Source organism: Actinomadura sp. 1N219, from assembly GCF_044326405.1.
In the GTDB taxonomy this organism is placed as follows: Bacteria; Actinomycetota; Actinomycetes; order Streptosporangiales; family Streptosporangiaceae; genus Spirillospora.
Genome location: NZ_JBIRAY010000001.1, coordinates 856,907 through 870,393 on the forward strand (window position 1 = coordinate 856,907; position 13,487 = coordinate 870,393).

At 73.0% G+C, this 13,487-nt stretch carries 11 protein-coding genes and 1 pseudogene; 8 read left to right on the forward strand and 4 right to left on the reverse strand.

Features of this window, described 5'->3' with window-relative positions; all coding sequences use genetic code 11:
• The first annotated feature begins 30 nt into the window (after positions 1 to 30).
• The 8 genes and pseudogenes from ACH35V_RS03875 to ACH35V_RS03910 form a co-directional block, all read left to right on the forward strand.
• Positions 31 to 1,206 carry an acyl-CoA dehydrogenase family protein gene (locus tag ACH35V_RS03875; RefSeq protein ID WP_395970114.1) on the forward strand — a complete coding sequence of 392 codons (1,176 nt, stop codon included), beginning with the start codon at positions 31 to 33 and terminating at the stop codon, positions 1,204 to 1,206.
• A 98-nt stretch (positions 1,207 to 1,304) separates the two neighbouring features.
• Positions 1,305 to 2,243 (forward strand): transporter substrate-binding domain-containing protein, encoded by a 939-nt coding sequence (locus tag ACH35V_RS03880; RefSeq protein WP_395970115.1) that lies wholly within the window; start codon positions 1,305 to 1,307, stop codon positions 2,241 to 2,243.
• On the forward strand, positions 2,240 to 3,025 hold the full coding sequence (locus ACH35V_RS03885) for an amino acid ABC transporter permease (RefSeq protein ID WP_395970116.1): 786 nt from the start codon (positions 2,240 to 2,242) through the stop codon (positions 3,023 to 3,025). Before ACH35V_RS03880 ends, ACH35V_RS03885 begins: the two co-directional genes overlap by 4 nt.
• A complete protein-coding gene (locus tag ACH35V_RS03890) occupies positions 3,025 to 3,813 on the forward strand; it encodes an amino acid ABC transporter ATP-binding protein (RefSeq protein WP_395970117.1) in 789 nt (262 codons plus the stop codon). Before ACH35V_RS03885 ends, ACH35V_RS03890 begins: the two co-directional genes overlap by 1 nt.
• A gap of 24 nt (positions 3,814 to 3,837) precedes the next feature.
• Positions 3,838 to 5,445, forward strand: a complete 1,608-nt coding sequence (locus ACH35V_RS03895; RefSeq protein ID WP_395970118.1) for a 5-guanidino-2-oxopentanoate decarboxylase — start codon at positions 3,838 to 3,840, stop codon at positions 5,443 to 5,445.
• Positions 5,442 to 6,884: an aldehyde dehydrogenase family protein gene (locus ACH35V_RS03900; protein ID WP_395970119.1), complete on the forward strand. Its 1,443-nt coding sequence runs from the start codon at positions 5,442 to 5,444 to the stop codon at positions 6,882 to 6,884. Before ACH35V_RS03895 ends, ACH35V_RS03900 begins: the two co-directional genes overlap by 4 nt.
• A 40-nt stretch (positions 6,885 to 6,924) precedes the next feature.
• Positions 6,925 to 8,142 carry an amidohydrolase family protein gene (locus tag ACH35V_RS03905; protein WP_395970120.1) on the forward strand — a complete coding sequence of 406 codons (1,218 nt, stop codon included), beginning with the start codon at positions 6,925 to 6,927 and terminating at the stop codon, positions 8,140 to 8,142.
• Positions 8,142 to 9,695, forward strand: a pseudogene (locus ACH35V_RS03910) (amidohydrolase); the annotation flags it as partial. The gene ACH35V_RS03905 and the pseudogene ACH35V_RS03910, both read left to right, overlap by 1 nt.
• 45 nt (positions 9,696 to 9,740) lie before the next feature.
• On the opposite strand, the gene ACH35V_RS03915 reads toward ACH35V_RS03910, so the two are convergent.
• The 4 genes from ACH35V_RS03915 to ACH35V_RS03930 all read right to left on the reverse strand — a co-directional run bounded on the left by ACH35V_RS03915 (position 9,741) and on the right by ACH35V_RS03930 (position 13,465).
• Positions 9,741 to 10,424: a DUF305 domain-containing protein gene (locus ACH35V_RS03915; protein WP_395970121.1), complete on the reverse strand. Its 684-nt coding sequence runs from the start codon at positions 10,422 to 10,424 to the stop codon at positions 9,741 to 9,743.
• A 208-nt stretch (positions 10,425 to 10,632) separates the two neighbouring features.
• Positions 10,633 to 12,087: an aldehyde dehydrogenase gene (locus ACH35V_RS03920; protein ID WP_395970122.1), complete on the reverse strand. Its 1,455-nt coding sequence runs from the start codon at positions 12,085 to 12,087 to the stop codon at positions 10,633 to 10,635.
• The gene (locus tag ACH35V_RS03925) at positions 12,084 to 12,338 is read right to left on the reverse strand and encodes a 4-oxalocrotonate tautomerase family protein (protein ID WP_395970123.1); all 255 of its coding nucleotides are present in this window, start codon (positions 12,336 to 12,338) and stop codon (positions 12,084 to 12,086) included. Before ACH35V_RS03925 ends, ACH35V_RS03920 begins: the two co-directional genes overlap by 4 nt.
• On the reverse strand, positions 12,278 to 13,465 hold the full coding sequence (locus tag ACH35V_RS03930) for an amidohydrolase family protein (protein ID WP_395970124.1): 1,188 nt from the start codon (positions 13,463 to 13,465) through the stop codon (positions 12,278 to 12,280). The genes ACH35V_RS03925 and ACH35V_RS03930 overlap by 61 nt, the downstream gene beginning before the upstream one ends.
• Positions 13,466 to 13,487: the final 22 nt, after the last annotated feature.

Genomic DNA, 13,487 nt, shown 5'->3' on the forward strand with positions numbered 1-13,487 from the left:
CCCCGAGCTTTCGTTGAGGAGGGGCCTGGAATGACCGGCCAAGCGGTTCGTCCGCTGGAGCTGTTCGGCGTGGACGATTTGCTGACCGAGGAGGAGCGGGCGATCCGCGACACGGTCCGCGCGTTCGGCGCCAAAGAGCTGCGACCGCACATCGCGGAGTGGTATCGATCCGGCGAGCTGCCCGCGTCCGAGCTGGCCCGGAAGCTGGGCGGCCTCGGCCTGCTCGGCATGCACCTGAAGGGCCACGGCTGCGCCGGCGCGGGCGCCGTCGCGTACGGCCTGGCCTGCTTCGAGCTGGAGGCGGTGGACTCGGGGCTGCGCAGCCTGGTGTCGGTGCAGGGCTCGCTGGCCATGTACGCGATCTGGGCCTACGGCTCGGACGAGCAGAAGGACGAATGGCTCCCCGCGATGGCGGCGGGCGAGCGGATCGGCTGCTTCGGCCTCACCGAGCCCGACTTCGGCTCCAACCCGGGCGGGATGCGCGCCACGGCCAGGCGCGACGGCGGCGACTGGGTGCTGAACGGCACCAAGCTGTGGATCACGAACGGCGCGGTCGCCGACGTCGCCGTCGTGTGGGCCCGGACGGACGACGGCGTCCGCGGGTTCCTCGTCCCGGCCGGGACGCCCGGGTTCAGCGCACGCGACGTCGCGGAGAAGCTGTCCCTGCGCGCCAGCGTGACGAGCGAGCTCGTCCTGGAGGACGTGCGCCTGCCCGCCGACGCGATGCTGCCCGGCGCCCGCGGCCTGTCCGGACCGCTGGGCTGCCTCAACGAGGCGCGGTTCGGGATCGTCTTCGGCGCGCTCGGCGCTGCCCTCGACTGCCTGGAGACGACGATCGCCTACGCGCGGGAGCGGACGGTGTTCGACCGTCCGCTCGCGGGTTTCCAGCTGACCCAGCAGAAGCTCGCGAACATGGCGCTTGAGCTGGGCAAAGGCATGCTTCTGGCGATCCGGCTCGGGCGGCTCAAGGAGTCCGGCGCGATCACCTCGGAGCAGGTCAGCCTCGGCAAGCTCAACAACGTCCGGGAGGCGCTGGCGATCGCGCGCGAGTGCCGGACGATCCTCGGGGCCAACGGCATCACCCTCGAATACCCGGTGCTGAGGCACGCCAACAACCTGGAATCGGTGCTCACCTACGAAGGCACCAGCGAGGTGCACAGCCTGGTCATCGGCAAGGCGCTCACGGGCGTCGCCGCGTTCTCCTGACCCCGGACGGGCCCGGAGACCGCGCTCACTTTCGCAGCTTCAACCTGCACAACTCGCACAACTTGCACAGCCTGCACGAACGAGCCTTGGAGGCCGGGATGCGTACTCGTCGACTGGGTGCGGCCGTCATCTTCACGTCCGCGATACTCACCGCCGCCGCCTGCGGCGGCGCCTCGGAGACCTCCGACGCCGGGGTCAAGCCCGCCGAGACCGCTCCAGGGCAGCGGACGGCGGGCAAGGTCAAGGCCCCGCCGAAGTTCGCGCAGCCGGGGACCATCACGTTCTGCTCCACCTTCACCAACCCGCCGCGCTCGTTCACGCAGGACGGCAAGCAGGTCGGCAGCGAGGTCGAGCTCGGCCAGGCGCTCGCCGCCACCCTCGGCCTCAAGCCGAAATGGGTGCAGGTCCGGGTGGACGGGCTCGTCGCGTCCCTGCTCGGCGGGCACTGCGACATGATCGTCAGCCAGCTCAAGATCGTCCCGGAGCGGGACAAGACGGCGTGGCAGCTGCCGTACTCGATCGCCGCGACGCAGCTCGTCGTGGGCGCGGGCAACCCGAAGAAGATCAGCGACTTCTCGTCGCTGGCCGGGAAGAAGATCGCGGCGCCGGACGGCAGCGTCGCGCACGGCCTGCTGGAGGACATGAACAAGCAGCTCGCCGGGAGCGGCGGCAAGCAGATCAACATCGTCCCCCTGGCCGGGACGAGCGAGTTGTTCCAGCAGGTCGCGGCCGGCACCGTGGACGCCGCCGCGACGACGTACTCGGCCGGGTCCTACTACCTGCGCAAGGCCCCGGGACGGCTGGAGCTCGCCGGGCAGCCGTGCCTGTCGGACGTGAAGGCCGGCGGCAAGATGGGCTTCATGATCGCGAAGAACAACCGCGATCTGTACACCGCGATGGAGCAGGCGATGACCGCCGTCCGGGGAAGCGGTGAGTACCGCGACATCTTCCACCGGTACGGCCTGGACAAGGAGACGCTCGACGCGGCGGAGACGTCCAAGCCCGTCGCGTGCCTGCCGGCGGGGAAGACTCCATGAACTTCGACTGGCAGTTCCTCGTCGACCACATCTTCGCGCTGAGCCCGCACTACGGGGTCGGCCTGCAGCGCACCATCTTCATGGCCGTGGTGTCGATGTTCTTCGGCGTCATCCTCGGCATGCTGGTGGCGCTGGCCCGGCTGTCCAAGATCGCGCCGATCCGGTTCCTGGCCGGGATCTACGTGTGGCTGCTGCGCAGCATCCCCGAGCTGGTCATCCTCATCCTGCTCTACACCGGGGTCGCGGCCGCGGGGATCTTCAAGTTCAGCGACCTGACCGTCGCCGGGATGACGCTGCCGGCCGCGATGCAGGCCGCCATCATCGGCTTCACGATCCGCGAGGGCGCCTACATGGGCGAGATCTTCCGCAGCGGGATCATGGCCGTCGACCACGGGCAGGTGGAGGCGGCCAAGGCGCTCGGCCTGAAGCGGATCCCGACGCTCCGCCGGGTCATCCTGCCGCAGGCGATGCGGGTGGTCGTGCCGCCGATGGGCAACCAGTTCACGATCATGCTGAAGGCGACGTCGCTGGCGAGCGTGCTCGGCGTCCCGGAACTGCTGCTCACGACGCAGACCTACGCGGCCGAGACCTTCCGGGTGTTCGAGCTGTTCATCGGGCTCGCGATCAACTACCTGATCCTCACCACGGTGTGGACGTTCATCCAGTCGCTGATCGAGTCGCGGCTGAACCGGCACGAGGCCGACGCCTCCTCGGGCGGCCTGCTCGACCGCGTCCGCCGGGACCTCCTCGGGAGCGCCGGGCCGCAGAAGGAGGCCGCGTGATGGCGGAGGAGACGGGCCGCGCCGTGTCGGACGAGGTCGTCATCGAGGCGAGCGGCGTGCACAAGTGGTACGGCAAGCTGCACGTCCTGAAAGGGCTGGACCTGACCGTGCACCGCGGCGAGGTCGTGTGCCTGATCGGGACGTCCGGGTCGGGCAAGAGCACGTTCCTGCGGTCCATCAACCATCTGGAGTCGATCCAGAAGGGCCGTATCACGGTGAACGGCCGCCTGATCGGCTACCGGAAGGGTGACGGCGACGGCCTGGTCCCCGAGCGGGAGGACCAGATCGCGTCCGCGCGCCGGGGCATCGGCATGGTGTTCCAGAACTTCAACCTGTTCTGGCACATGACGCTGATGCAGAACGTCGTCGAGGCGCCCATGCGGGTGCTCGGCCTTTCGCCGGCGGAGGCGCGCGAGCGCGGCACGGAGCTGCTCGAACGCGTCGGCCTGTCGGACAAGGCGGGCGCTTACCCGCGCAAGCTGTCGGGCGGCCAGCAGCAGCGCGGCGCCATCGCCCGCGCCCTGGCGATGCGGCCCGAGGTGATGCTGTTCGACGAGCCCACCAGCGCGCTGGACCCGGAGACGACGAGCGAGGTGCTGGACGTGATGGAGGAGCTCGCGTCCGACGGCATGACGATGGTGGTCGCCTCGCACGAGATGGGCTTCGTCCGGCGGGCCGCGCACCGCGTCGTGATGATGGCGGACGGGGTCATCGCCGAGGACATCGCCGCGTCCGAGATCGACGCGAGCGAGGGCCGGATCCGCGACTTCACCACCAGGCTGCACTGAGCCGGAACACGAGGAGCAGAAGAAATGCGGACCGGCGCGGCCGTCACGGCCACCCTCCGGCACTACGGCGCCGACACCCTGTTCGGCATTCCGGGCGTCCACACGCTGGAGTACTTCCGCGGGCTCGCCGAGCAGGGGTTCAGGATCGTGCTGCCCCGGCACGAGCAGGGCGCGGCGTTCATGGCGGACGGCTACGCCCGCGCGACCGGACGCCCCGCCGTGTGCTGCGTGATCAGCGGGCCCGGCCTGACCAACGCCGCCACCGGGATCGGGCAGGCGTACGCCGACTCGGTGCCGATGTTCGTGCTGGCCAGCGTCACTGCGTCGCACACACTGGGACGCGGCCGCGGGCATCTGCACGAGTGCAAGGACCAGCGGCTGATCGCCGAGCCGATCACCGGGCTCGCGCTGCACGCCGGTTCGGTGGACGAGCTGCCCGAACTGCTCGCCCGTGCCTGGGGCGCGCTGACGTCGGGGCGTCCCCGTCCGGTGTACCTCGAAGTCCCGATCGACGTGCTGGCCGAGGAGGTCGGGGACGGCTGGCAGCCGCTGCCGCCCGTCCGGCCCGACGTCGAGGCGCCGTCCGAGGATGCGCTGGCCGAGGCCGCGCGGCTGCTCGCCGGGGCCGAACGTCCGGCGGTGCTCGTGGGCGGCGGGGCGGCGGGCGCGAGCGCGCAGGTCAGGAGCCTGGTCCGGCGGCTTTCCGCGCCCGTGCTGACGACCGTGGCGGGCAAGGGGATCGTCCCGGACGACGACCCGCTCTGCGCCGGGCAGTCGCTCAAGCGGGTCGCGGTGCGGGAATGGCTCGCCGACCGCGACGTCGTGCTCGCGGTCGGCACGGAGCTGGCGTCCACCGACATCACCGTGGACGTCCTGCCGCTGAAGGGTCGCCTAGTCCGGATCGACGTCGATCCGACGCACCTGCCCGGCGACTACCCGGACGCGCTGTGCCTGCGAGCCGACGCGGCATGGGCGCTCGACCGGCTCCTCGAACAGCTCCCCGCGAGAGAGGACTCCGGGGCGGAGGCCGACGTCCGTGAGCTGCGGGCGCTCGCGGCAGCGGCGGCGCCGCCGTACCGGGGGTGGCACACGCGCGTCCTGGACGCCGTCTTCGCCGGAATCCCGGAGAACGCCCGCGTCTACAGCGACATGACGCAGCTCGCCTACACCGGGACGCAGGTCGTGCCGATGCGCGCCCCGCGCCGCTGGCTGCACCCGTCGGGGTTCGGGACGCTCGGCTACGCCGTCCCCGCCGCGGCCGGCGCCGCCGTCGCCGACCCGGACGCGCCCGCCGTCGCGATCGTGGGCGACGGCGGCCTCCTCTACACCGCGCAGGAGATCGTCACCGCCGCCGAGCTGGGCCTGCCGCTCGTCGTCGTGCTGTGGAACAACGAGGCGCTCGGCCAGATCCGCGACGACATGATCGCGCGCGGCATCGAGCCGGTGGCCGTCACGCCCGCGCCGCCGGACTTCTCCGGCCTGGCCGCCGCGATGGGCGCCGGAGTCGAGGCGCCGGAACGGCTGGCCGACGTCCCCGCGGCGATGGAGCGCGCCGTGCGGCGGCGCGGGCCCGTCCTCGTCCGGCTGGACGAGGACGTGCTGGCGGCGAACGAGGGAAGGGAGCAGCGGTGAAGGAGATCGTCCACTACATCGACGGAGGGTTCCGGGAGGGGACGGGCGCCGAGCTCGTGGACGTCAACCCGGCCGCGCCGGACACCGTCCTCGCGAAGGGCCGTGCCGCCGCCGAAGCGCAGGTCGACGCGGCCGTGGCGGCGGCGAGCGGGGCCGCGCCGGGCTGGGCGGCGACCCCGTTCCGGGAGCGCGCCGCGGTCCTGGTCCGCGCGGCCGCGCACATCCGCGCGCACGCCGACGAGTGGGGCCGGGAGCTGTCGCTGGAGGAGGGCAAGACGCTCGCCGAGGGCGTCGGCGAGGTCCGCCGCGCCGCCGACATCTGCGACTACGCCGCGTCCGAGGCCGACCGCCCGACGGGCGAGCTGTTCGACTCGCCGCGCGCCGGTGAGCGGATCATGGTGGTGCACAAGCCGGTCGGGGTGGCCGGGGTGATCACCCCGTTCAACTTCCCGATCGCGATCCCGGCCTGGAAGATCGCGCCCGCGCTGACCTACGGGAACGCGGTCGTGTGGAAGCCCGCCGAGGTGGTGCCGCTGCTCGCGATCCGGTTCGCCGAGGCGCTGGCGGAGGCCGGGCTCCCCGCCGGGGTGCTCAACCTGCTGCACGGCGGCGCGGACGTCGGTTCCCGGATCGTCGAGCATCCCGGCGTGAACGTCGTCGCGTTCACCGGCTCCACCGCGGTCGGACGGGCGCTGATCAGGCGGTGCGGCGACCTGGCCAAGCCGGTGCAGGCCGAGATGGGCGGCAAGAACGCCGCGATCGTGCTGGCCGACGCCGACCTCGCCGCCGCGGCGGCGCAGATCGTGCCGGGCGTGTTCGGCGTGTCCGGGCAGCGCTGCACGTCCAACACCCGGCTCGTCGTCGAGGACCGCGTGGCCGACGACCTGCTGGCCGAGGTCGTCCGGCTGGTGGACGGACTGGACGTCGGCGACCCGCTCGACCCGGCCGTCCGGATGGGCCCGCTGATCACCGCCGCCGCCCGCGACACCGTCGGCCGCGCGACCGGCGAGGCGCTGGACGGCGGCGCGAAGGCGCTCGCGGGCGGCGAGCCGTACACGTCGGGGCCGCTCGCGGAGGGATACTTCGTCCCGCCGAGCGTGCTCGCGCTGCCCGGCCCCGACCTGCCGCTGTGGCGGCGGGAGGTGTTCGGCCCGGTGCTGGCCGCGGTCCGCGCGGACGGCCCCGAGCACGCGCTCGCGCTGGCCGACGACAGCGAGTACGGCCTGTCCGGGGCGATCTTCACCCGGGACCTCGGCACGGCGCTGCGGGCCGTCGACGAGTTCGACGTCGGCGTCCTGCACGTCAACTCCAACTCGGCCGGGGCCGATCTGCACGTCCCGTTCGGCGGGGAGAAGGCCAGCGGGTTCGGCGCGAAGGAGCAGGGCCGCGCGCCCCGCGACTTCTACACCCGGACGACGACGGTCTACCTGCGCGGATGACGCGGACGACGAGCATGCGAAGCGACGGAGGGACGGACGGATGACGCGGATCGCAGTGGCCGGGGGCACGGTGTTCGACGGCACCGGGGCGCCCGCCGCGCCGGGCGACGTGCTGGTCGAGGACGGCCGGATCGTCGACGTCGGCCCCGGCCTGGACGGCGCCGCCGACGAGCGGATCGACGCGACCGGCATGACGGTGCTGCCCGGCCTGTTCGACTGCCATGTGCACGTGTGCTCGTCGGGGCTCGACCTCGTCAAGCGGCTGGAGCGCCCGTTCTCGTACCAGTTCTACGTGGCGGCGCGGAACCTGTCCCGGATGCTGGACATCGGGATCACGTCCGTCCGCGAGGCCAACGGCGCCGACCTCGGGATCAAGCGCGCGGTCGAGGACGGGCTGATCGACGGCCCGCGGATGCAGATCGCGATCACGATGATCAGCCAGACCGGCGGGCATGGCGACGGCCGGCGGCCCTCGGGCCTCACCATGACGTACAACATCGCGCATCCGGGACGTCCGGACGCCATCGCCGACGGCCCGGACGAGATGCGCCGCAAGGTCCGCGAGATCGTCCGGGCGGGCGCGGACGTCATCAAGGTGTGCACGACCGGAGGCATCCTGTCCGCCCGCGACCATCCGCACGACGCGCAGTTCGTCCCGGCGGAGCTGGAGGCGCTGGCGGACGCGGCGCGCGCGGCCGGCCGCCCGTTCATGGCGCACGCGCAGTCCCCGGTCGGCATCAAGAACGCGGTCGCCGCGGGCGCCCGGTCCATCGAGCACGGCATCCACCTGGACGACGAGTCCGTCGAGATGATGGTCGAGCGCGGCTGCTGGCTGGTGCCGACGCTGGTCGCCGGGCAGGCCGTGCTCGACCTGGCGGCCACCGGCGTCCGGGTCAGCCCGGTCGCGGTGGCGAAGGCCGCGGAGGCGGTCCAGGCGCACAAGGAGTCGTTCGCGCGGGCGGTGCGCGCGGGCGTCAAGATCGCGATGGGCACCGACACGGGCGTCGGCCCGTTCGGCTCCAACCTGGAGGAGCTGCCCCTCATGCGGGACGGCGGCATGACGCCCGAGCAGGTCCTGCACGCGACGACCGGATCGGCGGCCGACCTGCTCGGCTCCACCGACCTCGGCCGGCTCCAGCCCGGCCGGGTCGCGGACCTCGTCCTGGTCGACGGCGACGCCGCCGACCTGGACGGACTCGCGGACCGGGTGCGGCTCGTCATGGTGGGCGGCGAGATCCGGCGGCGGGTCACGGGCTGATGGCCGGGCCGCTCGTCGTCCGGAACGCGGCCCTGCCGGGCCGTCCGCCGTCCTCGATCGCGGTGGCCGCCGGACGGATCGCCGCCGTGGGCGACCTCGCCGACTGCCGGGCCGCCGCCGGGCCCGGCGCGACCGAGATCGACGCGGGCGGCGGGACCGTCCTGCCCGGGTTCATCGACGCGCACGCCCACCTGCTGAGCCTCGGGGAGGCGCTCGACGTCCTGGACCTGCGCGGGGTGCCCGACCCGGACGCGGTCGTCCGCGCGACCGCGCGCCGCGCCGCCGACACGCCCCCCGGCGCCTGGATCACCGGCCGCGGCTGGACGCCGGCGGGCGTCCAGGACAACCACCTGCTGTCCCAGGCGGTGCCCGACCGGCCGGTGCTGCTGAACCGGTTCGACCACCACGGCGCCCTGGTCAACGCGGAGGCGCTGCGCCGCGCCGGGATCGGCCCCGGCACCCCGGACCCGCCCGGCGGCCGCATCCTGCGTGACACGGACGGGCGGCCGACCGGGGTTCTGCTGGAGACCGCGGCCGACCTGGTCCGCGCGCAGATTCCCGCGCACGGCGCGGCAGATCGTCGGCGGCTGATGCGCGCCGCCGCCGCGCACTGCCTGAGCCTCGGCCTGACCGGCCTGCACGACGCCATCGACGACCTCGCCTGGATCGACGACATCCGATCGCTGCTCGACGACGGCGTGCCGCTGCCGCGGATCTTCGGGATGGTCCGGGCGCCCGCCGAGGGCGACCTGGACGAATTCGTCGGCGACGTGTTCCACCGCGACCCGCGCTTTGGCCCGCGCTTCGAGCTGCAGCGGTTGCGGCTGGTCTTCGACGGCGGCCTCGGTGCCCGCGGCGCCCTCTTCGACGAGCCGTACCAGGACGACCCGGACAACACCGGGCTCCAGATGATGCCCGAATCGCGCCTCCGGGAGGCGGCGGACGCGGTCCTGGCGCACGGCCGCGGGCTGTGCGTGCACGCGATCGGCGACCGGGCGAACCGGATCGTCCTCGACACCCTCGAACCGGCCCTCGCCGGACGGGGCGCCGCCGACCACCGCTTCGTCATCGAGCACGCCACCGTCGTCGCGCCGCCCGACGTCCCGCGCCTCGCCCGGCTGGGCCTGATCGCGTCCGTCCAACCGGCCCACCTGCACAAGGCGATCGGGTACCTCGCCGACCGCCTGGGCCCGGACCGGGCGCGGCACGCCTACGCCTTCCGGACCATGCTGTCCGCCCGCGTCCGGCTGGCCCTGGGCACCGACTTCCCGGTCGCCCCGCCCGACCCGCTCGGCACGCTGCACGCAGCGGAGACACGCCAGACCCCGGACGGGACACCGCCCGGTGGCCTGTTCCCCGACGAGCGGCTCACCCGCAGCGAGAGCGTCCATGGCGCGACCTACGAAGGCGCCTACATGGCGCGTCGCGAGCACGACCTCGGCACCGTCGTCCCAGGGCACCGTGCCGACCTGGTGGTCTTCGACCGGGACCTGTTCGCCCTGGACGCCGCCGACCTGCCTGCCGCCCGCGTCCGCTACACCGTCCTCGACGGTCAGATCGTCCACGCGGAGTCGTGCTGGGCGCCCCCACGACCGCGGTCAGCTGTTGAGCAAGCCGAGCAGCTGGCTGACCATCTTGCTGGTGCGTTCCATGGTGTCTTTCGCGTACGCCTTGACGGCGGGGTTGGCTCCCTTCTTCAGCTCCACTTTCGACATCTCCACAGCGTTGTGCTGATGGCCGAGGAGCAGGTTCAGGAATGTGGTGTCGAAACCGCGGGCTTCGGCCTGTTTCAGCGCCTTCATTTCAGCCGGGCCGATCGCGGGGAGGCCGCCGTGGGCGGCGTGGGCGTTCGCCGGCCCCTGCACCGTGGTCGGCTTCGACCACCCGGTGAGCCATGAGGTCATTTGCTGCATCTCACCGGTGCTGTCCGTGACGACGGTCGCGGCCAGCTTCTTGACGTCCCCGCGCCGGGTGCGGTCGGGGGCCAGCTGGGCCATGTCGAGCGACTGGCGGCGGTGCGCGATCATCATCTGCAGGAACATGACGTCGTCGGCGTTGTGATCGGCCGATGCGTCCTGCTTCGGCTTGTCCGCCGGATCGCTCGCCTTCGACGTGCCGCCGCACGCGGTGAGCAGCATGACGAGGGCGAGGAGCGTTCCGGCGAGGACATGGTGCCGGGAGCGGGACGCGGCCGGACGGGGGCGGGGGCGGTGACGGGGGGCGGGGGTTTCGCGGACGGACGCGATGCGGCGGCCGTCGCGATGCGGGAGCTTGGCGGTCATGGGGAGCTCGTGGCGGTGCCGCGGGAGCCGGTGGTTCTTCGCATGGGAATCCCTTCGTGGTGGGCTCGGACGTCACGCTATCCATAAAGCCGGGGGCGATCACAGGTTGAATCCATTGTCCGCGCCCACGCACGAGGGTGTTCGGTTTCTGCTCCGCGGCGAGTTCTGCTTCCGCGCCGCCGGCTGAATGCCGGCTGAATGCCGGCCGTTATGCCTGGTCGATCTGCATGACGACCGCCTTCGGCTCGGTGAAGAAGTCGCGGCTGAAGTCGCCGCCCTCGCGTCCGACGCCCGAGGCGCCGACCCCGCCGAACGGGGCGCGCAGGTCGCGGATGAAGAAGCAGTTCACCCAGACGGTCCCGGCGCGGAGCGCCGCGGACACGCGGTGGGCCCGGCTCAGGTTCTCGGTGAACACCATGGCGTTGAGGCCGTACGCGGTGTCGTTGGCCATCCCGACCGCCTCGGCCTCGGCGTCGAAGGGGGCCACGACCACGACCGGGCCGAAGATCTCCTCCCGCCAGTGCGGGGCGTCCTGCGCCATGTCCGTGATCACCGTGGGGCGGACGACCCAGCCGTCGCCGAGCCCCCCGGTGCGGATCCGGCCGCCCTCCGCCTCGATGGTCTCCATGTATCCGCGCACCTTCGCGTGGTGCGTCTCGGAGGCGAGCGGCCCGAGCTGGGTGCCCGGCTCGGACGGGTCGCCGACCACCATCGCCTCGGCGGCGGCGGTGAACCGGTCGAGGAACTCGTCGTAGACGTCGCGCTGCACGTACAGGCGGCTGCCCGCGAGGCACACCTGCCCGGCGTTGGTGAAGATCGCCTTGATGGACCACTCCACCGCCTTGTCCAGGTCGGCGTCGGCGAACACGAGGTTGGCGCCCTTGCCGCCGAGCTCCAGGCTCACCGGGACGAGGTTCGCGCCGGCGATCTCGGCGATGTCGCGTCCAGTGCCCGACGCGCCGGTGAACGTGATCCGGTCGATCGCGGTGCTCTCGGTCAGCGCCTGCCCGGCCGACCGCGGCCCGTAGCCGTGGACGACGTTGAGCACGCCCGGCGGCATGCCCGCTTCGAGCGCCAGCCGCGCCAGGAGCGTCGCGGACGCCGGGCTGTCCTCGGCGGGCTTGAGCACGACGGTGTTGCCCCAGGCCAGGGCCGGCGCGACCTTCCAGGTCTCCAGCATCAGCGGGAAGTTCCAGGGCGCGATCGCCGCGACGACGCCGGCCGGGCCGTACCGGGTGTAGGCGTGGTGGCCGCTGTCCATCGGCAGCGCGTCCGCCGCCGCCAGGCGTGCGTGGTCGGCGAAGAAGCTGAGGTTCAGGGCCGACCGGCTGACGTCGTTGCCGATGCTCTGGGCGACCGGCTTGCCCATGTCGCGGGTGTCCGCCAGCCCCAGCTCACGCTTGTTCTGCTCGACCAGCTCCGCGAGGCGGTGCAGGATGCGTCCGCGCTCCGCGTAGCCCATCCGCGGCCAGGGGCCGTCGTCGAAGGCCCGCCGTGCGGACGCCACCGCCTTCTCCACGTCCTGCTGGGAGGCCAGGGCCACCTCGGACCAGGGCTTCTGCGTCCATGGATCGACATCGTCGAACCGTGCGCCGTCGTGCGACTCGACTTCCTCACCGTCGATGACGTGGCCGTAGAACTCCATGTCGTGGTCAACCCTCATTCCTCTGTAGTGCCGGCCTCTGCGGTGCCGACCTCTGCGGTCCCGGCCTCGGTAGTGCCGGAGGTGTCGCGCTCGGCGAGCGTGATCCCGCCCGCGGCCCAATGTGTCGGCGGCAGCTCGTGGACGAGCACCCGTACGCGCGCCGGGTCGGTTCCGGTGGAACGCACGACCGCGTCGTGCACTTCGCTGATCAGTTCTCGGATCTGGTCGGGCGGCCGTCCTGCGGCCAAGGTGACCTGGACGAGGGGCATGTCGGATCCTCCTGGCGGGAAGGGGCGGTGAGGGCGGGGACCAGCCGCGCCGCGTTCCCGCCGAGGACGGCCCGCTCGGCTTCCGGCGGCAGGCCGAGCCCGCGGACCGCGGCGACCGCGCCGGTGTCGGCGAGGTCGAACGGCAGGTCCGTGCCGAGCAGGACGTTGCCGTGCCCGACGTCCTCGATCAGGCGGCGGAGCGCGGCCGCGTCGAAGACCGCGGTGTCGAAGTGGAAGCGGCGCAGGTGGTCGCGGGGCGACGTCGGGATCGTCCGCGACTCCTCCTTGCGCTGCCAGCCGAGGTCGAGCCGGGGCGCCAGACCGGGCAGGCAGCCGCCGCCGTGCACCAGGCACAGGACGGGGTCGTGCCGGTCCAGGACGCCGCCGAAGATCAGCCGGGCCGCGGCGAGGGCCGTCTCCGCCGGGTAGCCCAGCAGCTGCACCAGGTGGTAGTCGCGCAGCCGGGCGGGGGACGACGCGCGGCTGGGATGGACGAGGCAGAACGCCCGGCGCTCGGTCAGCAGGCTCCAGACGTCCTCGTTGGCGGGGTCGTCGAGTTCGCGGCCCCCGCCGAAGGTGCCGGTCGTCAGCCCGGCCATGCCGAGCTCGTCCAGGCAGCGGGCCGCCTCCCGGGCCGCTCCGGGCAGCCCCACCGGCACCGTGCCCAGCGCCGCGAGCCGCCGCCCGGCCGCCGCATCGCCCGCCCCGCCGGACGCCGTGTCGGACGCCACGTGCTCGGCGAGCGCGTCGTTGGAACGGCGGGTGATCTCCATGACCAGGTCGTGATCGTCGGAGGTCGAACCGAACACGAACGGCGGCGCCGCGACCAGCTGCGCGTCGATGCCCGCGGCGTCCATGGTGGCCAGGCGGCGCCGCACGTCGTACTGCTCGGCGGCCAGCGGGATGCGGGCGCCCTTGGCGACCCCGGACACCGCCGGGTCCAGCAGCAGCGTCCCGGCGTCCACTCCGGACAGGTCCGCGTAGCCGCGGTCGGCGAGGTACCGGAGCAGGGGCATGGGCAGCGCGTGGGCGTGGACGTCCACCGTCGCCGGTCCGCCCGGCGCCGTCGACGGCCCGTCCGGTCCCGGATCGGGGCCCGTCGCGGCGGGCCCGCTGGTCGATGTCATCCCCGTCCTCCGCTCGCTGGTT

Excerpts from the sequence above, each read along its gene's own strand:
- ACH35V_RS03885 (WP_395970116.1), top strand. The coding sequence starts at position 2,240 with ATGAACTTCGACTGGCAGTTCCTCGTCGACCACATCTTCGCGCTGAGC.
- ACH35V_RS03895 (WP_395970118.1), top strand. The coding sequence starts at position 3,838 with ATGCGGACCGGCGCGGCCGTCACGGCCACCCTCCGGCACTACGGCGCC.
- ACH35V_RS03915 (WP_395970121.1), bottom strand. The coding sequence starts at position 10,424 with ATGACCGCCAAGCTCCCGCATCGCGACGGCCGCCGCATCGCGTCCGTC.
- ACH35V_RS03920 (WP_395970122.1), bottom strand. The coding sequence starts at position 12,087 with ATGAGGGTTGACCACGACATGGAGTTCTACGGCCACGTCATCGACGGT.
- ACH35V_RS03880 (WP_395970115.1), top strand. The coding sequence starts at position 1,305 with ATGCGTACTCGTCGACTGGGTGCGGCCGTCATCTTCACGTCCGCGATA.
- ACH35V_RS03875 (WP_395970114.1), top strand. The coding sequence starts at position 31 with ATGACCGGCCAAGCGGTTCGTCCGCTGGAGCTGTTCGGCGTGGACGAT.
- ACH35V_RS03890 (WP_395970117.1), top strand. The coding sequence starts at position 3,025 with ATGGCGGAGGAGACGGGCCGCGCCGTGTCGGACGAGGTCGTCATCGAG.
- ACH35V_RS03905 (WP_395970120.1), top strand. The coding sequence starts at position 6,925 with ATGACGCGGATCGCAGTGGCCGGGGGCACGGTGTTCGACGGCACCGGG.
- ACH35V_RS03925 (WP_395970123.1), bottom strand. The coding sequence starts at position 12,338 with ATGCCCCTCGTCCAGGTCACCTTGGCCGCAGGACGGCCGCCCGACCAG.
- ACH35V_RS03930 (WP_395970124.1), bottom strand. The coding sequence starts at position 13,465 with ATGACATCGACCAGCGGGCCCGCCGCGACGGGCCCCGATCCGGGACCG.